The sequence below is a fragment of the Curtobacterium sp. PhB170 genome, assembly GCF_003752345.1.
In the GTDB taxonomy this organism is placed as follows: Bacteria; Actinomycetota; Actinomycetes; order Actinomycetales; family Microbacteriaceae; genus Curtobacterium.
This window is the reverse complement of record NZ_RJUM01000009.1, coordinates 573,568-594,322: the sequence shown is the minus strand read 5'-3', so window position 1 is coordinate 594,322 and position 20,755 is coordinate 573,568. Positions and strand designations below refer to the sequence as shown.

15 protein-coding genes are annotated in these 20,755 nt (G+C 63.2%); 9 read left to right on the top strand and 6 right to left on the bottom strand.

All coding sequences use genetic code 11. The annotated features are described in order from the left end of the window. The first annotated feature begins 396 nt into the window (after nt 1-396). The 4 genes from EDF40_RS06975 to EDF40_RS06960 all read left to right on the top strand — a co-directional run bounded on the left by EDF40_RS06975 (nt 397) and on the right by EDF40_RS06960 (nt 6,599). On the top strand, nt 397-870 hold the full coding sequence (locus EDF40_RS06975) for a hypothetical protein (RefSeq protein WP_123338627.1): 474 nt from the start codon (nt 397-399) through the stop codon (nt 868-870). 877 nt (nt 871-1,747) lie between these two features. After that, entirely contained in the window at nt 1,748-3,061 is a 1,314-nt protein-coding gene (locus EDF40_RS06970; RefSeq protein ID WP_123338628.1) for a hypothetical protein, read from the top strand. Further along, a complete protein-coding gene (locus tag EDF40_RS06965; RefSeq protein ID WP_123338629.1) occupies nt 3,058-5,529 on the top strand; it encodes a ThiF family adenylyltransferase in 2,472 nt (823 codons plus the stop codon). Before EDF40_RS06970 ends, EDF40_RS06965 begins: the two co-directional genes overlap by 4 nt. Further along, complete coding sequence (locus tag EDF40_RS06960) at nt 5,526-6,599, top strand: patatin-like phospholipase family protein (RefSeq protein WP_123338630.1); 1,074 nt, start codon at nt 5,526-5,528, stop codon at nt 6,597-6,599. The genes EDF40_RS06965 and EDF40_RS06960 overlap by 4 nt, the downstream gene beginning before the upstream one ends. A 105-nt stretch (nt 6,600-6,704) precedes the next feature. On the opposite strand, the gene EDF40_RS06955 is transcribed toward EDF40_RS06960, so the two are convergent. The 4 genes from EDF40_RS06955 to EDF40_RS06940 form a co-directional block, all read right to left on the bottom strand. Beyond that, nucleotides 6,705-8,102, bottom strand: coding sequence for a hypothetical protein (locus tag EDF40_RS06955; RefSeq protein WP_185002855.1), 1,398 nt, complete (start codon nt 8,100-8,102; stop codon nt 6,705-6,707). 620 nt (nt 8,103-8,722) lie between these two features. After that, nucleotides 8,723-9,319, bottom strand: a complete 597-nt coding sequence (locus EDF40_RS06950; RefSeq protein ID WP_148053776.1) for a hypothetical protein — start codon at nt 9,317-9,319, stop codon at nt 8,723-8,725. A gap of 69 nt (nt 9,320-9,388) precedes the next feature. Beyond that, a complete protein-coding gene (locus EDF40_RS06945) occupies nt 9,389-10,489 on the bottom strand; it encodes a hypothetical protein (protein ID WP_148053777.1) in 1,101 nt (366 codons plus the stop codon). Nucleotides 10,490-10,630: 141 nt separating this feature from the next. Continuing rightward, entirely contained in the window at nt 10,631-11,002 is a 372-nt protein-coding gene (locus EDF40_RS06940; RefSeq protein ID WP_123353890.1) for a hypothetical protein, read from the bottom strand. 375 nt (nt 11,003-11,377) lie between these two features. Here EDF40_RS06940 and EDF40_RS06935 point away from each other — a divergent pair, with 375 nt between their 5' ends. From EDF40_RS06935 to EDF40_RS06925, 3 genes are all read left to right on the top strand, one after another. Then, nucleotides 11,378-12,457, top strand: coding sequence for a ThiF family adenylyltransferase (locus EDF40_RS06935; protein WP_148053778.1), 1,080 nt, complete (start codon nt 11,378-11,380; stop codon nt 12,455-12,457). Then, nucleotides 12,454-13,275, top strand: a complete 822-nt coding sequence (locus EDF40_RS06930) for a class I SAM-dependent methyltransferase (RefSeq protein WP_123338636.1) — start codon at nt 12,454-12,456, stop codon at nt 13,273-13,275. The genes EDF40_RS06935 and EDF40_RS06930 overlap by 4 nt, the downstream gene beginning before the upstream one ends. A gap of 345 nt (nt 13,276-13,620) precedes the next feature. Continuing rightward, nucleotides 13,621-15,405, top strand: coding sequence for a S9 family peptidase (locus EDF40_RS06925; protein ID WP_123338637.1), 1,785 nt, complete (start codon nt 13,621-13,623; stop codon nt 15,403-15,405). Nucleotides 15,406-15,486: 81 nt separating this feature from the next. Here the strand turns inward: EDF40_RS06925 and EDF40_RS06920 are convergent, their stop codons facing one another. Next, nucleotides 15,487-16,752 carry an MFS transporter gene (locus EDF40_RS06920; RefSeq protein WP_123338638.1) on the bottom strand — a complete coding sequence of 422 codons (1,266 nt, stop codon included), beginning with the start codon at nt 16,750-16,752 and terminating at the stop codon, nt 15,487-15,489. 862 nt (nt 16,753-17,614) lie between these two features. Here EDF40_RS06920 and EDF40_RS06910 point away from each other — a divergent pair. Together EDF40_RS06910 and EDF40_RS06905 are read left to right on the top strand one after the other, a co-directional pair. Then, a complete protein-coding gene (locus EDF40_RS06910; RefSeq protein ID WP_123338640.1) occupies nt 17,615-18,604 on the top strand; it encodes a type IV toxin-antitoxin system AbiEi family antitoxin in 990 nt (329 codons plus the stop codon). Then, nucleotides 18,597-19,409 carry a hypothetical protein gene (locus EDF40_RS06905; RefSeq protein ID WP_148053779.1) on the top strand — a complete coding sequence of 271 codons (813 nt, stop codon included), beginning with the start codon at nt 18,597-18,599 and terminating at the stop codon, nt 19,407-19,409. Before EDF40_RS06910 ends, EDF40_RS06905 begins: the two co-directional genes overlap by 8 nt. Nucleotides 19,410-19,424: 15 nt before the next feature. On the opposite strand, the gene EDF40_RS06900 is transcribed toward EDF40_RS06905, so the two are convergent. Next, nucleotides 19,425-20,621 (bottom strand): MFS transporter, encoded by a 1,197-nt coding sequence (locus EDF40_RS06900; protein WP_123338642.1) that lies wholly within the window; start codon nt 20,619-20,621, stop codon nt 19,425-19,427. Nucleotides 20,622-20,755 lie beyond the last annotated feature (134 nt).

The following is a 20,755-nucleotide window of genomic DNA, read 5'->3' as shown; positions in this document are numbered from 1 at the left end:
CTCTCAAACCGAATAGTCTTACTTCGAAACCTCGGCGGCGCAATCAAATATCGGGCGCACATTGCATGGTGCGTCTCGCCTCGCCGAGGCGGCGGTTGTTTTCCCTCAAACCGTCGACGCAAAACTTAGACATTGTGACGAGATCAACCGCACGCACTAATGTCAACGTCTCATCTCGGGTTGGCTCTATGCGGCAGCGGAGGCCAGAGAGTCGGCGACGACCTACTCGCAGAAGCGCTGGAACGATAGATGGACGATCAGGGGGCAGCATCGTGACACTCGTACAGCTCGAATCGCTTCAACGCGCAGTAATCTGCGAACAGACCGGACTTCTTGGCCTGTCAACGCATGACCCGGCGATTTGGTTAAGGAAGCGGCGTGGGCCATGATAGCTGAATGAGCATTAACTGGCCAGAGATCCTGATCGGCGGCGTGATATTTTTTGTGCTCGGGGCTGTCTTCGCGGTATTCATCCAACCGACTCTCGAGAGACAGAGAGACCAGCGCCGGGAGACCTCTCGACAGAGACGCATAGAAGCGGATGCACACCACGCCGCCGAGGTGGCGTTGCTGGTTCGGTCCCCTCGCTTATTTGCTGCCACTTTCCGTGAAGGCGTCGCGCGCGTGGTCTCGTCGGTGCTGTCCGGGCTTGTCACGGTGCTCGCGGTATTCATCCTGCGGGCTCTGCCAATATCACTCTTCCCTCTAGATACTTTGATATTCGGCGTCGCTTTACTCTTCATTGTCCCTGCCGCTTCTGCGACTCAGCGGCTCATCATGCTGAGCAGCGGGGTTCGACAAGAGCTACGGCGACTTGAGGACAGTGACGAGGGCGGCGGCTCGGCTGCCGGCGCGGAGGCGCCGGCATGAACTTCCGGAGGCTGAGTGAGCCGCCGAGCCTCCCGCCGGAAGTACGGCCCGACAGCTGCTTGCGACAACGGGTGGTAGGTCTAACGTCGACCAACCGCCTTCTCCGCTCGCAGTGCAGTCGCCCTCTTCCCGGCAAGCGTTGGTCGTAATTTGGTGGATGAATGACGAACCGGTGAGTAGAGCGGCCCATCGGGGTCGAACAGGGGTGAGTTCGCGCCTGCGAGGTGCGCTTGGCATAGCTATGCGGCGGCCCGGCGAAGGATCCCGTTCTCCCGCTCGAGCAGCCGGGTCGGGTTCTGCGCTTCGCGCAACTCCGCCTGCTCGGCCGCTTGCGCCGACGGCGTCGGCCGCGCTGACGCCGACGTTGCTCTGCGCGAGCCGCAGCCGGCGGGCCAGGCCGAACTCGGACCATCTGAAGTCCTCTGCAACCTGCCATACCGACGTCTCTCCTCTCCGGGCAACCGCCCTCACATCACGGCGCGACTCTGTCGGATACGCCTTCACCCCGGCGCACATCCCTCCAGCAGGAGCCAACGCACCTACCTATCAGGAGTCAACCGAACCTGCAGCAGTCCCCTCCACCGTGACTGGGACACGACCGAGGCCGTGACGCCCACCGATCGCCCGTAAGGGGCCGATGGCCGGGTCGTGATTCCGGTCCGACCGTTCGATGCTGTGGCCCGTTGCACGGGCCAGGGTGTCTGCGCTGGTCCGCTTCCCCGGAAACGAAGGCTGCTCCCGGATGTTTTGGCTCGTGACGGCCTTCGCGGTCGGTGGTCGGAGTGGACGAGCCCCCGTCAGAATGTCGGTGCCCACAGCTAGCCTCGATGCAGGCCCGGTGTCGCGCCCGACGACCGGCGGCTAGAGAGGCGATCGCATGGTCCAGTCTGAGGGGCTCCCAGCCCGCGGTGTGGTGTTCTGGCCGGTCGGCACCGGCGACAGCACGACGGTCGTGGTAGACGATCTGGTGGTGCTGCAGGTCGATCTGCACGACATGGCAAAGGCCGATGACGAGGCCACGCCTGAGGTCGCGGTGGTCGACCGGCTGGTCGAGGCGCTGCCTCTGGTGGACGGCGTGCCGTACTTGGCGACCTTCGCGCTTACGCACGCCGATTTGGACCACTGTCTGGGGTTCGCGGACCTACTGGACCGGGTCAGGATCGGTGAGCTGTGGTCCACCCCCCGGTTGTGGCGCGAGTACAACGATCCTGACGCTCCGGCGCTGTGTGCCGACGCAGTGGCGTTCCGGGAGGAGTCCGAGCGGCGCATCGCTGCAACGATGGAGGCGGTGAACGCCGCAGGGGCCCCGACCAGTGGGGATCGTATCCGGATCATCGGATACGACGACGACCACGGCTCCCACGCTTACGACGAGCTGCCGGATGAGTACCTGGCGTGGCCGGGACGGCCACTGACGGTGCTGGACGGGTACGAGCGGGCGGGGGTATTCGAGGCGTTCATCCACGCTCCGTTCAAGGACGACGCCGCATCGGCGCGAAACGAGACGTCGCTGTCGATGCAGGTCACCCTGACTGACGAGACCGGTGTCGACGGCAAGGTGCTGCTGTTCGGTGACCTGGCCCACGACACAATCATGAAGATCTTCGACTACAGCGAGTACTACGACCGTGAGCAGTACCTTGCATGGGACCTGCTGCTTGCCCCGCACCACTGCTCCAAGCGCGTGATGTATCAGAAGGACAGTGACGGCAACGAACAGCTCCAACTGGACGTCCTCAACGCGTTCGAGCGCAACGCCCGCCCGAACGGGATCATCGTGTCCAGCAGCGGGGTGTTCCCCGACGTTGACGTCGATGGGCACAACCCGCCTCACCGGATGGCGGCAGACAGGTACGCGGAGATCGCGGACGAGATCATCTGCACCATGTCCTGGGTCGATGAAACAGCACCGTCCCCGGTCGTGTTCGGCGTTGACGCGACCGGCGCGCGCGTCATCCGTGGCGACCTCGTGCACAGCGCCGCGATCGAAGCTGAGAGTGAACTGGCTGCCGCAGCGACGGGTCGCCGATTCGCCGCCATCACGGCAGCCGCCGTCGCCGTCGGTAACGCGATCCCCGTCGCTGCTGTTGCGGCACCGTCGGGAGCGGGTTCGGAGCGTGTCGATGCCGCGGTGGCGGCCGACCGGGGCGGAAGCAGTGCTCCAGAGACGCCGGTCGGGTTCGGTCGTTGAGCAACCTGGCCCACCGTCAACTGTCCGACCTCGCCGACGTCAGCGGCGGCGCAATCCAGCTCCTGGGAGTGGAGCAGGACGAAAAGGGCCAGACCACGTTCACCGTTTCCCTTGACACCTCGGGGATCATCACGAGCGGGCCAGGCATCCGAGTGCGCGCACGGGAACGATTCGAGATCCTCGTCGGGCCCTCCTTCCCGTTGGCGCACCCGGACGTCTACGTAATGCACCGCCGATGGGCGGGGACGCCCCACGTGCAATGGGGACGAGTGCTGTGCCTGTACGCGGCTCCCTCGGTGGAGTGGAACCCGGCGGACGGGATGCGCGGCCTGATCGGTCGGCTCAACCTCTGGTTGCAACGTGCTGCGGTTGGAGAACTTGACCCGGCCGGTCAACCGCTGCACCCGCCGGTCGCGTACAGCTCCTACAAGAACGGCTGGGTCGTGGTCCGACCAGACGTGGGCGAGCTGGCCCCCTGGATAGATACCGAACCCAACTCAGCGCCGGTACGCCTGCTGTATGCCTGGTGTGCTCACCGAGGCGAACGGATCGACGTGTTGGAGTGGCTGACCAGACAGCAGGTCTACCAGCGGCTGGTGGCTGACGAACTGCCGGCTCGCGACGAGGCCGGCACGGCGCTGTTCGCCGCCCCGCTCATACTCGTCAGCGACACCCTCGATATGGAGTACCCCAGCACTGCCGACGCTCTTGCAGGCTCGCTCGAGACCTACGGGTACAGCCGCGACGAACTGCTGCGGGCCTTCGTGACCGCTCGCACCATCAACAAGGCAGTCGGTGTCGCGCTCGAAGGGGACGGCGCCGTCCCCGCGATGATGCTGCTTGGCACGCCTGCGCGCCGCCTCGACCCTGGACAAGCGCTGGCTCACATCACGGCATGGCATCTGGATGACCTAGGGGCGCAGATTACCGATCTACTGAAGAACGTCAGCCCCGAACACGTCGAACTCACCAAGCGCGTGCGCGAACTCGCGGAGAGCTGGTTGGGCTTCGCCAAGATTCAGTGGATGGTCATCCACGAAGCACGCCCGGAGGTAACCCGACGCCGCGACAGCGGATCATTCGTCCGGTGGCTCACAGGCCGCAAGATTCTGATCCTGGGCTGTGGCGCTCTCGGCGCACCGATCGCGGAACATTGCGTCCGCGCTGGAGTCGCACAGCTACACGTGGTCGACAAGGGCACCGTCACGCCCGGAATTCTGGTCCGGCAACCCTACGAGGACGCCGACATCGGCTACAACAAAGCCGAACGACTCGCGCAGCGGCTCTCTCGCATCCGAGGAGACCTCACCGTCACCAGCGCCCGAGGTGACATCGTGACCGGCACGTTCGCTGATCCGGCACCGCTGCTGGAGTACGACCTCATCATCGACGCGACGGCAGACACCGGAGTGCGGGTCGGGATTGAACGCCTACGCGCCGCCGCGCGTGAGAACTGGCCACCGATCATCAGTGCGCTGTTCGGTCACACCGCGCAGCGAGGCATCGCCACGGTCTCGATGACCGGGGCCACCGGCAGCGGCCACGACATCTTGCGTCGCCTTGCGATCGACACTGTCACCAACCCGCCCCTCGGGTGGAGAACGATCACAGAAGACCTGTTCCCGAACCCGCCGCGCACAAACCGGTTCTTTCCCGAACCAGGCTGCTCAGCCCCCACCTTCACCGGCGCCGCAGCCGAGGTCACGGCACTGGCATCCACCCTGTTCTCCAACGCCCTGGCCACCTTGGTCGACGCGGAGGCGGCGCCAATGTCCGCGATCGGCTGTGACCTGGCGCCGACAGCATCAGCTGCTCGACCCCTGCTGTTGACCTGGACGAACGATCACACCCTCACCGACCACACCGGTGAGTACGAGGTGCGCATCAGCGGACGGGCTCTGGCCGAGATGCGCACCGAAACACGCCGAGGACAACGGGTGCGCGGGGCACGCGTCGAGACCGGAGGGATGCTCCTGGGCAGCCTCGACGAGGCCACCCAGACCATCTACATCGACGGCGCGAGCGGCCCCTCGCCCGACAGCCACCTGTCGGCGGCGTACTTCGATCACGGCGTCGAAGGCACCCAGGAGATCGTCACAAGCATCCGCACAGCCACCATCGACCGGGTCGGATTCGTTGGCATGTGGCACACCCACCCGCACGGGATCGCCTCACCAAGCAGCACCGACGAGGCCGGTATGGCCGACATCGTCGCGCCAGACGGCACGGGGCGCAGAGCCGTCATGCTCATCCTCGGCGGACACGGAACTTCCTGGCAATCATGGCTGGAGACAGGCACCCCGCCCGATCTTTACGTGCGTGTGGTCAACCGCACGACCCAGTCCCGACCGGAGGATCCAGTCGCGCTCCACCTCATCTCGGCCAGCGCATGGTTCCCGGGCGGCTACGCCTACCCGAATCGCCGAGCCTCCGAGGACGATCACGAGCGCTCGGATGAGCACCAATGACCGCAAGAATCGGCCTCGCCCTGTCCGGCGGCGGGTTCCGCGCCACAGCCTTCGGCCTCGGGGCGCTGCGAGCCCTCCATGACCGCGACGTCCTGGACAAGGTCAGCGTCGTCTCCGGAATCAGCGGCGGCAGCCTCCTGACCGCCTTGTGGGCCTACGGGCCCCGACGGTTCCAGGAGTTCGACGACACCGTCACCGCCCTGCTCCGGGGCGGCCTGCAGAACGAACTCGTGCGCCGCGCGTTGGCCCCACGCGCCGCCTTGCGCTCAACATTCAGCGCGATGCGAGCCCTCAGCACACGGCATGGGCGCTCCTACTCCCGCACCGACGCGCTGGTCGAGGCACTGGCGGCGCGCCCCTTCGGTGCCATGTCGATGGCCGAGGTCACGCACGCCGGCCTGGACACAATCATTTCCGCCACTGACATGAGCACCGGCAACGCCGTCCGGTTCGGTAGTGCCCTCAGCGCGTCCTCACCCTACGGACGCATCGTCGATGAAGTGCGCGTCGCGGAGGCCGTCGCCGCCTCAGCAGCGTTCCCCGTCCTGCTCCCCGCCCTCCGCCGGCACTACGCGTTCGAACGGACCGACGGCGCCCGCCACAACGCCACGCTCGTCATGACTGACGGCGGTGTCTACGACAACCTGGGCCTTGCGCCACTACTGCCCGGCAGATCCCCCCAGCACAGCCCTCACGTTTACGAACTCGACTACATCATCGCCGTCGACGCTGGTCGAGGACGCGGAGCACGAACGGCGTCGCGCTTTTTGAGCGGGCGAATCGCGCAAAGCTTTGACATCACGCACACCAAGACCCAAGATGCGGCCCGCAACCGCATCCATCTCATTGGCGAGCGAGCCGAGATCACAGGATTCATCCACGTCTACCTCGGCATGCAGGATCAGCGGCTCCCGACCCCCGTGGCCGACCTCGTCCCGCGCAGCGCCGTGCAGGCCTATCCCACCAACTTCGCGGCCATGACCCAAGCAGACCTCCAAGCGCTCGCACTTAGGGGTGAACAGCTCACGCGCACACTCATCACCGCGTACACGCCGGACCTCGGCTGGTAGGTCGTCCCCCAGACCCCGCGAACACACCCAAGCCGAGATCGCCGAGTTGTCAGCGTCTCCCGCACCACCATCTACCGCGAATCCAACGAGGATCAGCGCTCACGCCTACCGTGTCACCGTCGGGTGGTGCGTTGACCGGTTGGGACCGCCGTCGTCTTTGTGCACCGCGAGGAAGGTATCGCCAGCGCGAATGACGCGGATGCGCCTCTCTGCGGTCCGGTCGACGAGGATTCGCATGAGGTCCTCGGCGGCGGTCCGCGACAGGTTGCTCGCAACGTTGACGGCGCCTCGGCTGGTGCGCACCACTCGAGGCTTCGTTGACGAGTTTAGGTTTTCGCGCCGTTGCGAGATGGCACCGTCGATTTCTACCCGCTCCACACCTTCGGCATCGGCAACCAGCGCGACGAGATGCCGAACAGTTCGAGCGGCGGTCATCAGCGGGGAAGTGCCCTCCTCCGACTCAACGGAGTAGATGGCGAACTTCCCGCGCACACGCCTGAGACGAAGCTGCAGCAACTGAGTTCGATTCGAGTCATTCGCTGAGTCCACCCAGCGGTCCGTGAACGCAGCCAGGATCTCGTCGTCAAGACGCCGGACACCGGTAGTGGCCTCGGGGTAATCCATCAGCTGCGCGACGTAACCAGGTTCAACCTCAGCCAAAGCGCGTTCCAATTTGCCGACTGCAGTGACGTCGACGGTCGCGAGTTGCTCAACCAACGATTCCATACTCCGCTTGTCCCCACGCTCGGCGATGGGGTGCCGGGCCGCGAGAAGGGCGCCGAGAGTCTCGACGCTCAGCGGTGCGTCGTTCACCTCCTCCGGCTCAACGTCAGCCTCGACCGCCTCCGCAGGAAGAGCCGTGTCTGCAGTCTCCGTGATGAGCGTCTGCTCGATGCGCGCGAACAGATCGTCCATGACTCTCCGCATGCCGCCGGCTTCGACGAACCACTGGTTGATCTGATCCTTCCGGTCCTGAGGTAGGTCCTGGTAGGCGCCGGGCTTGTACCGCACGTCATGCTCGTACTCCGCCCAGGCGTGCGCAGCGACGCTGCGGAACTGAATCTCGAGCCCTGGATACGTTCGGAGGTACTGGGCGAGGCCCGGGTACCGGGCACGAGCGTCGTCGTCGAGCACATCAGTGATCACGAGATGCTCGCTGTCGTAACCGTTGAACTTCCGCTTGCCCGGATTCTGGTGCTCATGCACAACGGTGCGGGCTTTGACGAGTTCGACCAAGTCGTTTCGGGCACTCGTCGTGAACAGAATGACCCGTGCTGCGACGCTGTCGAAGATCTGAGTCGCGGGGTCCGCGTAGTTCGCGCTCTTCGCGCCATACGAGGCGAGCGTCTTCGCCCGGGCACTGATCGCGTGAACGGTAACGCTGGCGGCAAGCGCGATCTCCGCCAAGTACATGTCGATTTCGCGAGCCGCTTGGCTGAGCACCTGTTGATCTTGAGCGAACTGCCACAGGTAGCTCGGCACTTTCTGCGTCTCGTCGGTCACGTTTCCCCCTGGTCGGCTCGAGGCAGCCCGGATGACCCACGCCATGCCTAGTGTGATGAGCCTGACGCGCACAGCGCTTCCCCCCGTTGTGGGCAGCCCGGCGCTTCGTGCAGCGTTCGTCCCGAGCGGCGCCGAAGGGCAAGTCAGCACACCGCTCACCGCAGGGAGCTGCCGACGCTTGGAAGGAGTGGCTCACGTAGGCCGCAAGGACGCCAATCGCTGACGGGGGAGGAAGGCGCGTGGCGTGCAAGCGCGAATGCCCCTACCCGTGCACGCACTCGCTGGTCTGCTCGGTGTCGATGGACGGGCCGTCGGTTCCTATCGTGCGTCCACGGCCTGGGACGAGGGCGAACGGTGCGCGCAGTTCGGAGGGGCGTCGCGCGCGGAGTGCTGCTGTCCGGCTCGTCAGCAGCGTCTCCGTTCCTACCCCGCGGCCAGCATGGGTCCGCGCGTCGCGCACCGTTTGCTGACATGCTGCGACAGCCGTGGTACCCCGGCGGTGCCCGTCACTGACGAGTTTCTCTATAATCTCTATAATCCGGGCTCAAACCCGAAGAGAGCGACCTCTGCGCCCTACGGCGCAGTTACGACGTTCCGCGGGGCCGGATGGCTCATGGAAGCTATCGCTTCTCCTCAGAGTCATTCAAGCCCGCTTCGCGGGTGCCCTCGATGGCATCAAGTTTCCACTCGAGATCCGCCCACACCACCACCGCTTCGTGGAGCGTTTCCGCAAGCTGCTCGCAGTCGTCGAGGAGCCGGAGCAGCTCGACATCGAGGTCGCGGCCAATACGGACCCAGCAGGTTCCGACCGCGGCCCGGACCGTGAGGTCGAACCATTGACCTCGTTGGCGACCGTCGGTGTGCACGTACTCGTCAAGATGTTGGATGACATCACGCGCCGGCTTTAGGTGCGGTGAACCAGCGTGTAGAAGCTCCAGTTGTTCGTGGATGGCCCTCTGCATCAGGTCGGGTAGGCGCGGAAGCGACGCTACCGCTCGCGCAGCCCGAACGATGTCGCGTGCTGCGCTGACGGCGAGAAGCGCCTCAGCCTGGAAGGCGCCAGAGGATGTCGCGTCTGCCTGCAGATCGGCCACCAGTCGCTTCAGCGCGCGAGCGTAGCCCGCGGCGACCTGCGCCAAGAGGAGACCTCGAACGATTTCATTTTCCCGGTCATGCCCCTGCAAGGGGATCTGTCCAGGATTGGGAAGGGTGGTCACAACAAAGCGCTCGCTCTCTCTTCAGAATCGAGGTGCCAAGGGTGGGCCGATGACCGCTCACCTTCTAACTCAGACGCGCCGCCACGCTCGAAGCGCGTCGGATAGCTTCGTCAGCAGCTCTACGACGTCTGCTTCGACTTCTCGGTATCTCGCTACACCGGAGGTCGTAGCTTCCACAAGGCCGTACGCAGGTTTGCTCGCAGCGAGTCCAGTCAGCGCCTTCGGGACGCCGTAGTGCATGGATCGGTTGCGCAGGGAACGCATCTGGAGGACTCGGGCGGCCTGTTCTGATTGCAGGACTGCTTTCACTTGCTGTTGGGCAGTTGAGCCGGCGTCGTCGCCGAAGCGTTCGAAGAGCTGAGTGAACGCACTTAGGGCGTGCGTGGTCACGACGAACCGGACGCGGAAGAGGCTTGACCGATGCGTGGTGGCAGTAGGGGCGAATACCCACAGTGCCGCGTTCACCGAGCACTCCACCATCAGCAGAAGGTCCTTCACGGACAGGGTGCCAAAGTCTCCATAGGACGTCGCGTCGAACAGGACGGCTGTCGTGTCGACGAGGCGAGGCACAGCAACCGCTGGCAGAGCGATCTGACGAATGACAGGATCTCCCATACCGAAGGCGCGTTGAAGCTCCACGGTGCGCTGCCCCATCGTCTGCCCCAGGATGAACGACCGTGAGTCCTCGTCAGCGGCCCACCGGTCGTTGAGGCTTCCCGCCGTTTGATAGGACGCCAACCGGGTGGACGCGAGCGCACGTGCGTCGCTTTCCAGCAACGCGAAGTCGTTCAGCGAAGAGAACGCCGCGGTGTGCTCGGCGGCGATCGATGCGAACTGGTCCAGCACGGAGTCCACAGACTTCTTGTCGTCATCGAGGAGCTTCACCGTGTGTCGAGCTGTGGCGATGTCCACATCCCATCCCACCGTGACGAGGTCGACGGCCTCAGGGGCAACGCGCTTCAGCTGGTTCAGTCCCTCGTGGAGGACACGCGCAACCTGCGGGAGGACCGACAGCCCGACCGTCGGTTCCCAGTCCGTGCCGACCGCCGATGTCACCAACGAGGTCCACCACGACACATCATCGCGGAGCATCACCGCGTCCAACTCACGCCGCTGCTCAGCGGTCTCCACCACGGCCTTCCGCTTGGCCTTCGCTGACTTTCCACTCATAGTAACCATCCTGTCGTTTGCAGCGGCAGCGGACAGCTCTTACACCCAATCAACACGCATCGGTGTACCGTTTCGAGCGCGCAAAATCTCCAATGACGCGCTCCGCTTCCCTGACTCGTGCGCTCGTGCCGGTCGCAGAAGTTAGTACGCCCCTGACACGGAGTTCACCAAGGTCTTGAACTGCGGCAGCGTCGCATCCGTATCGATATACCGACTCACCATGCCACTGCCGCCGGGGCGGACAGCGCGCGCTCCGTCCGCAAGTAGCTTCGACTCCAGCAGTCCGCCAACCGCCCAGCCGGACAGGAGGCGGTTGGTGATCCACTGCCGGGTCGCTGCCTCGTCGAGTCGTGACCAAGCGCGCAGCAGCCCCCAGAAGTCGTCGACGGTGGTGTTTGCCGACGCCGGGACGTGCCCTGCCGCATACCTGCTGGCACGCTTCGCAATGGCGTTGACCACACCTTCAGTGGCGGTATGGAGGTTGCCAATATGAACGCCAAGCTGGTCCGTCACCTCGCGATCGACGCCTCGACGGAGCAACTTCGGCTCTGCGGGGTCGAGGTGAGGCCCGAGCGCCACCTTGGGATCACGGGGCGGGCATCGACGAGAGCTGCACCCGGACCAGCCTGATCATATGATGCGCTAGATCATCGTTGACTTCCCAAAAATCCCGTGTTAGCGTCGAATAACAACTAGGGGGAAAGGAGGGAAAACAATGAACCTCGACATGCAGGACGACGTCCAGACCGACGGCCTCACGGCTGACACCTTCATCTGATTCAAAAGAGGGAGCGGCAGCAGTGCCGCTCCCTCTTCTTCTTTGTTGGCGCGCTTAAGTCGGCAGATTTAGGCGGCCATGTTGGGTTCTCCGGGGGAGTGGCGCAAGTGGTGTATCAATTCAAGCAAAATGTTGCTATACGAATCCCGGGCAATGGGCGGGTGGTCATTGGTGGCGGGCGCTTTGCGAAAAGTATCGTAGACAACGAAGCCAATAGGGCGCTCTTGCGCGGTGTCAGCCGCGGCCAGTCCATATCAGAGATCGTCAGTCAAGTTGAGGCAGCGGGGCTAACTCTGGCCGAAGCCGACGTCGAAATGGCCCTAGAGCAGCTCGTGTCTGCAAATCTAGTTGAGGAGAAGGCTGCCGAACCCGCGAAGGCTGACCATCGGCTTAGTCGACAGGAACTGTTTTTTTCTCTCTATAGCACGGACCGTGAATTCCCAGCGGAAAGCTCGAGACTGCTGGCCGAAGCTCGCGTGCTTATTCTCGGATGCGGCGGCGTTGGGTCCATGACCGCGCTCAACCTTGCCGCTATAGGGGTCGGTCACATCCGCATCGTTGACTTCGACACGATCGATGTGACCAATCTCAATCGCTCGTTCATCTTTCAAGCGGCCGATATCGGGAGACCGAAGGTTGAGGTCCTGCAGGAGCGACTGCCGATCCAGTTCCCTGACACTCAATTTGAGTTCTATTCGGCAAAGATCGGTGACACCGAAGACCTGGTTCCGTTCCTGGACGGGGTTACCCTCGCCGTCCTTGCAGCGGACTCACCCTACCTGAAAATAAACCGTTGGTTCAACGGTGCCTGTCTGTCAGCAGACGTTCCCTACACCCTTGCCGGCTGCAGCGAAAGCTATGGTTCGGTAGGCCCGCTCACCGTACCCGGCGAGACGTCGTGCTTTGAGTGTCAGGGATTCGACCTCACGGATATCGGCGAGGGACCCGAATTCTCAGTCGAAACTAACGCGAAGCGAAAAGCTCCATCGTTCGCGCCACTCATCTCTACCGTAGCCAGTTTGAATGTTTTGGAGATCGTGAAGTACCTTACTCGGTATGAAAGCCCTCAAATCTTGAACACTCAGCTACGCTTCGAGTTCGACACTATGGAGTTGGTCAAGGTCGATCGCTCACCAACTAGTACGTGCGATTGTGGTGCGCGGTTCGAGACCGGTATTGTAGTGGCATGATCGAGCATTACTCGAACCCGACCGTCGCAAAATACTTCGAGGCTGTCGAAGACTATGACGCCGATTTCGCTTTTTACGATCGTCTAGTGGCAGAAGGACATCGTCGGTTCCTGGACGTAGGTTCAGGGACAGGTCGGATCGCTCGTCGAATCGCCCAGCGGGGAGCCCTAGTCACGGGAATCGAGCTTTCGGAAGCCATGATTGCTCGCGCGGTCGACCACCCGGGTCACGCGGAAGTAGCTGGCTCAATCAGTTACGTCCATGCTGACGCAAGGGATTTTTCTCTTCCGGAATCAGACTACGACGTGGCATTTCTCGCCGAGTACACTCTGAATGCCATTCTTGACACCCGAGATCACGTTCGCTGCGTCAATGAGATCTACAAGCATCTGCGCGTTGGTGGTGAACTGGTCCTGCATCTATTCTCACCGAATCCCAGCTACTTCGCCGCCCTACCAGTTGGAGGAGTCGGCGGAGCCACATGGGAATTTGTTGGCAACATACCTGTTGAAGACGGCGTGACGCTTGGGATCTCCAAAGCCAATACCTACTCTCGGGTAACGCAGACGATTCATTCAGACGTCATTTATGAGGAGATACTCCCAGACGGCTCAAGCCGTAAGACTGCCTCGCAGGTCGACACGCACGCCTTCACACGCTCTGAAATTCAGCTCCTTCTCCAGCTCACTGGCTTCGACGACGTTCGGTTCTTTGGCGACTTCGACGATGGGCCTTTGACCGACGCGAGCTGGGAGATGATTGTCCGCGCAACTAAGCGTTCTGTCAGGAGCCGAGACGTCGAACTTCGGGCCTCTTGACCAGGGAATGGCACTTCATCACTGCCGGTTCGGGGGACGCTCGAACCGCTTACGAACGTTGGTGCGACGGTGATTTGCGGGTGACGCTACCGGTTCGCGGTGTACAACATACCTATGTCGGCCTGTTATGTTCACCCGGCGCATGGCGATTCCTCATATCTATTGGCATCGTGCAGAATGGAACATTCTATCTAGTATTGAATCTCAAAAACGTGGTTCCTCTCGCTGGTCGGACGTACGAGCCAGATGGACCGCTTCACGGAACGAGCACTGAGAGGCTCAAGCGCCGCATCCTCATCCACAACCCTGGCTTGAGCGGAACACTCGACCTCATGGAGACCCTGAATGTCCCGACCGACGTCGTACATGGATCACCCAAGCGGGAATGAAGCCAATTTTCCTTGGAGCGCTTGGAACGGGGCGTGGCTGCGAGGTGGCAGCGAGGTAGGCATAATCTCCGACGAATCGGGAGCTCCGGCTCTCGTCACCTTCAACGCCGAAGGGCACCTGCCGCCGCGGACCGTGCCGCTCGGCGAGTGGCACTTGGTGACCTTTGCGCCGGTTGGGGATTCGATCGTATTGATGGTTGACCGGGGCGGCAACGAGGGCATCCAGCTTTTGAAGTACGACGAAGATCTTCCGCAGCTTCTCACTCCTGACGCCGGCGAGACTAATCTGTTTTACGGTGCCGCTTTCGATGACGGCCGGATAGCATATTCGTCGAATCGGTTAAGTCCAAGCAGCATGGAGATTGTTGTTCAGGGGCTATGCGATAACGATCCGCACGTATTTGCGATCGGCGAGGGATTCTTCACAGTGCGCGACGCGTGTTCGGCAACGAACGTGCTCCTCGTATCCGAACGCTTGTCTAACGTTCACAACCGCTTGCACCTCCTAGATGTCTCGACGGAAAGCTTCGGTGTGGTCACCACCGAGGAAGCACACTATGCGGGCGCGGTGTTCGCGGGCAACGGCGCGCGAATCATCTGCCGCACCGATCTGCGGTCAGAGTACATGCGACTAGCAGTTTACGACATCGAACTCTGCTCATGGAGCTTCTTGACGGAGGACAGCTTCGACGTTGATTGCTTCGACGTCGGTTCCTGCGCGGGCGGCGAGGAGTTGACGTACTCCGCGAACATTCTTGGCGAGTCAGTACTCCACCAGGTTCGGCTCGACAATCCAGCCGAGAACCTTCCCCTTCCTGCGTATCCAAAGGGAGTAATTTCAAGCATCCATTCCGACCCGCAATCTCGTCGTCTACTCGTCTCCGTGAGCGGTCCGAATACCTCGCCATCCATCTGGAGGTTAGGCCGCTCAGGCGAGGTCGATCGACTATCTGGGGCAGAAAGTGCGGGCGAACTGGGATCAATCGACTGCTCGCAGTTCACACTAACGTCGTTTGACGGGCTCCCAATTTCCGCACTGCTTTACAGTACATCGGTGAGGTCACGCTCTGCCGTGATCCTTGTCCATGGTGGCCCGGAAGACCAAGCACGTCCTCACTTCGACCCCATGATTAGGTCACTTGTGTTCGCTGGGTTCGACGTCATTTGTCCCAACGTCCGTGGCTCGACCGGATATGGGCGTTCGTTCACGTCACTAGATGACGGCGGACAACGGTGGGGTGCGTTTCGCGATGTTCGCGCTATAGCCGACGTGGCCCGCTTGCAATTCGGATACGCCCGCCTTGCCGTAGCAGGAGGGTCGTACGGCGGCTACGTCGCTGTGTCCATGATGATGTTCTACCCAGGGGTTTTTGACGCCGCAGTGAGCATCGTCGGGATGACCAATCTGGTCACGTTCCTTGAGGGCACCGCTCCGCAGCGGAGAGCGATTCGAGAAGCTGAATATGGCAGTCTTGAGCGGGACAAGGAGTCTTTGTCTGCTTTGAGTCCAATACATGAAGCGAAGCGCTTAGCGGCGCCGCTGCTTCTAATTCACGGGAGGAACGATTCGAGGGTCCCTGTCCACGAAGCAATGCAATTGATAGAAGCCGTCGATACTGCGACGCTTGTGGACATGGTAATTTATGAAGATGAAGGCCACGGCCTCAGCCACAGGAGCAATCAGATCGATGCTTATGGGCGAATGTGCGCGTTCTTCACGCAAACGCTCAACCGGTACTGACCGTCGAGTGCCCACTTCGTGGTGTGGCTTCAAAAGGATTTTATCCTTAAGCCTTCCTACGGGATGCCTGTCAGGTCCGTGCTAGTTTTGTAGCCCCCGGACGCTCTTGGAGAGCAGAGCCGCTGCAGTTGCCGCAACAATTAGAGCGGCGCATCCGAAAAGCGTTACATCTAGGCCAATTTGTTCAGCGAGAGGGCCAACGGCAATCTCTCCGACGGGAATTGCAATGAAAGATCCAACCATGTCATAGGAGTAGACACGCGACAGGGCGCGTTCGGGGATGTGAGTCTGTAAAGATTGATCCCACGCGATTGTGAACAGTTCGAGCGAAACTCCCCCGATCGCGAAGGTGATAATTAAGGAGATAAGCGTCGGGGATATTGCCAGAGTAGTAACCGGGATCGCTGTCAGCGCGATAAGGCCTACTCCGAAAGCTAGGCTCCGCCGCGGCTTCCAGCGGAGAGCTAATATCGCGCCGAAGGCCAGGCCGAAAGTCTGCGCAGCCACGACGACGCCCCAACCGGCACGCCCGAACGTGTTATCCGAGATGACGGGACCGAGCACAGTTGTGGCACCGACGAAGGCCGCGTTCAAGACGCTGAACTGGAGAACTACTACCCAAACCCATCTGCGGCTAGAGAACTCCTGCCATCCATTTCTCAGGTCGTCTAGCGGAGAAGCTGGGTTGGTAAGTTCAGCATCAGACTCATGAGGTTCCGGCAACGGAAGGCGGATCATTGCGAAGAACGCTGCGGCTAGTGCGAATCCCGCAGCGTCAATCGCAATACCCCACCCTGGGCCTACCAGGCTAACGATACCGGCACCGCCGGCTGCTCCCACGATCCCGCCTGTGTTAAGGCCAAGTCGGAGGATGGCGTTCGCTGGTCGAAGCAAGCCGGTAGGAACAGTTTGGGGGATAAGAGCAGCCGATGCTGGCATGCCTATCGCAGCGACTGCGCCGTTGATGATGCTGAGGAGGATGAGCGTCCAAACGGTCGCTGTTCCAGTGAGGACGAGGGCGGCAATCGATGCTTGCGTCAAGGCCGCCGCGATCGAACTTCCGACGAGCACAACGGTCCGGGGTAGGCGATCCGCGATCACCCCGCCAACAATGAGTACCGCAACGTTCGATATAGAACGGGCTGCAACGACCAGGCCAAGGTCGGTCGCTGAGCCGGTGAGATCAAGAACCGCAAAAGCAAGAGCGACCGGGGCGATTGCATTTCCCAGGATGTTCGTGGTCCGTGCAGCCATTAGCCACCGGAACGCGGGGTACCGCAGCGGGTTCGGACGGGATTGGTTAGGAGGCTCGAATCCGGGGGAGCTTGCTGGTGAGGGGGATGTCATGAGAGTTCAGAGACCATAGCGAGGGTCAACAGCGACAGGAGCCTGTGGCAGGGGGCAAAGCTTTGTAGACTACTGCGCGTCAGGGGTGTGTGCGGGCTTTCAGATGTGTCGACCGTTCGCATATGCAGAGTCTATTGCTGTCGCGCGCCGCGCCGCGGCGCGCTGCGCAGCGGTGCCCTCCGCGCGTCGTTGTGGAGATCACGTTCGAGCCTGAAGACCGGACCGCAATCGAGATCCTCACCGAGCGGCCTCCGTGCTTCGTGTGCTCTCTTGTGATCGGGCTCACATCTCCGTCAACTGGGGGCGTTGATCTGGTCCACCGCGTTGTCGTCGAGTAGAACGCGGGGAACGATATTCCATCCGCTCTCTCCGCGAGGCGAGCCGCCGCACACCGGTCTCTTCGGCGTGGGTGGCGTGATTCGCGTGCATCATGCGAGAGGTCGACGTCCCGTCGAGCCGTTGAGACCGGGACGTCTCAGGACGTCGGCCGGTTCGCCCCCAACGCTTTCACGGCACACTCGACCCGGCACCGCCGAGTTCGAGACAAATCACCATCTGCCTTTGCTCGCAGCATGGCCATTCGACGATCGCGGGCTGCTTGGCCGCTCGTCGCTTCTAACGGCCCTGCTGTGCCAGAAGTGGAAGCAACGCTGTGCTACGGATTCGCAAGCAGAGCGGGAATGTCCCGCAGACACAGCGATCGAAGCCACTCGTTAACTACCCCACTCCACGAAACCCCGGTCCGATCGGACCGGGGTTTCGTCGTCCCTGCGCCCGACTGGATCAGCCGCGCTTCCTGGCGTTCACATTTGGCGAGTGTTCAATTAAACTGAACACGGCGGGCTATTGAACGGTGGTGTCCATGGACGAGGTCCTCGCAAGCATCGGAGAACGTCTCGGCGAGTACGGGTTGGGGCTGACCGCGCGCGGCGGTCCCGACGGTGCGGATCTGAGCGTGTGGGACGCCGAGTTGATCCGACTCGACGGACAGTGGCGGAAACCGATGACCGCCGCGTTCCTGCCTGCGATGACCTTGGGGTCGTACGACCGGGTGTCCTGGCCGTCGGACCGTCCTCGAGATCGGCTGATCCTCGGCCACCGCATGACTCCGCGGAGTGCGGCGCAGTTCCGTGCCCTGGGGGTCAGCTACGTCGACAGCGCAGGGAATGCCTTCGTCCAGGATCCGACGCTGCTGATCGACGTCCGGGGGAAGGTGCCGGTCGCGTCGGGCCGCGGAGAACCCGAGGCGGTGGGCCTCGTCAACTTGTTCAGCACGAAGCGGGCGCAGGTGCTGTTCGCGCTCCTGAGCTGGCCGGCCCTGACGGAGATGTCGACGCGCACGGTGGCGAGGTGCGCGGGAGTGTCCGTCGGGCTCGTCAGCGAGGTGCTCGAGCAGCTCAAGGCGACCGATCGGGCACCCTCCGACCTCGTTCCCGGTGGACGCTCACGAGACGCACTGATCGACCAGTGGACGGCGGCGTTCCCCACGGGGTTGGGCGCCGATCGGCGAACACGACGATTCGAGAGCGGAGACCTCGACGTCCGGCCGGTCCCCGGCGTCGAGATGATGGTGAGCGGTGAGGCGGCGACCTCGTGGGTGCGTCACCAGACGGTTTCCCTGTGGGTCCGCCCTTGGCAGCCCGCGATCGCGTTCGCCAACAGGTGGCGAACCGGAGGGGGATCGAACGTCGCCGTCCGTGACATGTTCTGGCTCGCGCCCGTGCCGAGACCCGGCGGGATCCGAGCGGCACCGCCGCTGCTCGTCTACGCCGAGCTGATGGCTGCGGGCGATGGTCGCGCGCGTGAAGCCGCGGGGCGCTTGCGTCAGGAGACGGACCTCGTCGATGCATGAGGCCGATCGGCTGGTGGTGGTCGACCACGTCGTCAGTGACCTCGTCGATCGCCGCGGCGTCGATCCGGACCGGTTGATGATCGTCGGTTCGGAAGCACGAGACCATCTGCACCACACCGTCTTCAGTCGGAAGGATCCACTCCGGGGGACGCAAGACGTCGACGTCGCCATCGCCACGGACGACTGGGTGACGTACGAGACGGTCGTCGACGAGTACCCGGCGACCGGAGCCAACGGCGTGCGGTTCGTCGTCGCGAACGTCGAGGTGGACTTCATGCCGTTCGGCGGCGTCGAGGACCCGGACGGTGTCGTCGAGCCAGCGGCTCGCCGTGAGCACATGAGCGTGTACGGCATCGCGGACGTGTTTCGTTCGGCACCGTCGGTGGTGCTTCCGAGTGGTGTGGAGGTGCGGTTCCCGACGGCCGAGGGCTACACGCTGTTGAAGCTGCGCGCCTGGGTGGATCGGGCGCACTACAACGACAAGGACTCCGAGGACCTCGCGATCGCTGTCGATTGGTACTGCGGCGACGCCGCGATCCGCAACTCGCTCTGGGACGAGGTCGAGGAGGCGGTGTTCGAGGCGCATTCCCACGACACCGACCTCATCGCGACCTGGTTGCTCGGAACGCGCGCCGCAGCCGTTGTCGGTCCGGAGCGGGCGCGAGAGCTCGCAGTTTTGCTCGAGCGGACCCCGGTCAGACCGCGTCGTTTCACGTTCTCACCTCTCTCGTCGATGCGGAACGACGAACGGGTACGTCGGATCGAGGCACTCACGGAGGGTTTCCTCCGCGGCGCCGACCGCTGAAGCGACGGGTGACCGTCAGGCCGTCGCGACGCTCCCTGTCGAGGTCAGCTCGCCAGCACCGCGCGAACGCCCACGCCGCACGGCACCCATGGCGACGAGCGTCAGGGCCACGGCGGCCAGGGTGATCCCGGCGCCCGCCCAGATCGGCGACGTGTAGCCGAGCCCAGCGGCGATGGTGAGCCCACCGATCCAGGCACCCAGCGCGTTGCCGAGGTTGAACGCGGCGATGTTCGCCCCGCTCGCCAGGGTCGGCGCGTGGTCTGCGTACTGCATCACGCGCGTCTGCAGGGCCGGCACGGTCGCGAACCCGAAGGCGCCCATCAACACGAGCGCGATGACGGTCAGCACGGGCGAGCTCGCGACGAGGGCGAACAGCCCGAGCACCACGGTGAGGGCGACGAGCACGACGAGCAGGGTCCGATCGATCGAACGTGCGGCGAGCTTGCCGCCGACGAAGTTCCCGACGAACAGCCCGACGCCGAACACCACGAGCAGCCACGGCACCGCCGAGGACGGGAAGCCGGACACCGAGGTCAGCGTGTACGCGATGTAGGTGAACGCCCCGAACATCCCGCCGTAGCCGAGCACGGTCATGCCGAGCGACAGCCACACCTGGTCGGAGCGGAAGGCGCCGAGCTCGCGGGCCAGTGACGGGGTGTCGGTCTGACGGACGGCGGGGACGAGCACGAGGACGCCGACCAGGGCGACGACACCGATCGCGACGATGGCCCAGAAGGTCGAACGCCAGCCGAGCGCCTGGCCGAGGAACGTGCCGAACGGCACCCCGAGCACGTTCGACGCTGTCAGCCCCGTGAACATCAGGGCGACCGCGGAGGCGCGCTTCGAGCGCTCGACCATGTTCGCGGCGACGACGGAGCCGATGCCGAAGAACGCTCCGTGGCAGAGTGCCGCGATGACGCGTCCGGACATCATCACCTCGTAGGTCGGTGCGATCGCCGACAGCGTGTTGCCGATGATGAACAGCACGAGCAGCCCGAGCAGGACGGGCTTGCGGGGGAGCCGGGTGGTGGCTGCGGTCAGGCCGAGGGCGCCGACGATGACGGCGAGTGCGTAGCCGGTGACGAGCCAGCCGGCCGTGGTCTCGGTGACGCCGTAGTCGGCGGCGACCTCGGGTAGCAGGCCGGTGATGACGAACTCGGTCAGTCCGATGCCGAATCCGCCGAGTGCGAGGGCGATGAGTCCCGCGGGCATGGGGGTTCCTTCCGTTGTGCGGTGGCGCTGTGCCGCGTACGCTGGTTGTTGCAGACGCGCGGTATCGATAGTTGCACACGCGGGGTATCAGCGCAAGCAACTACACGCGCCCGCAACGACCGCAGCGACCGACC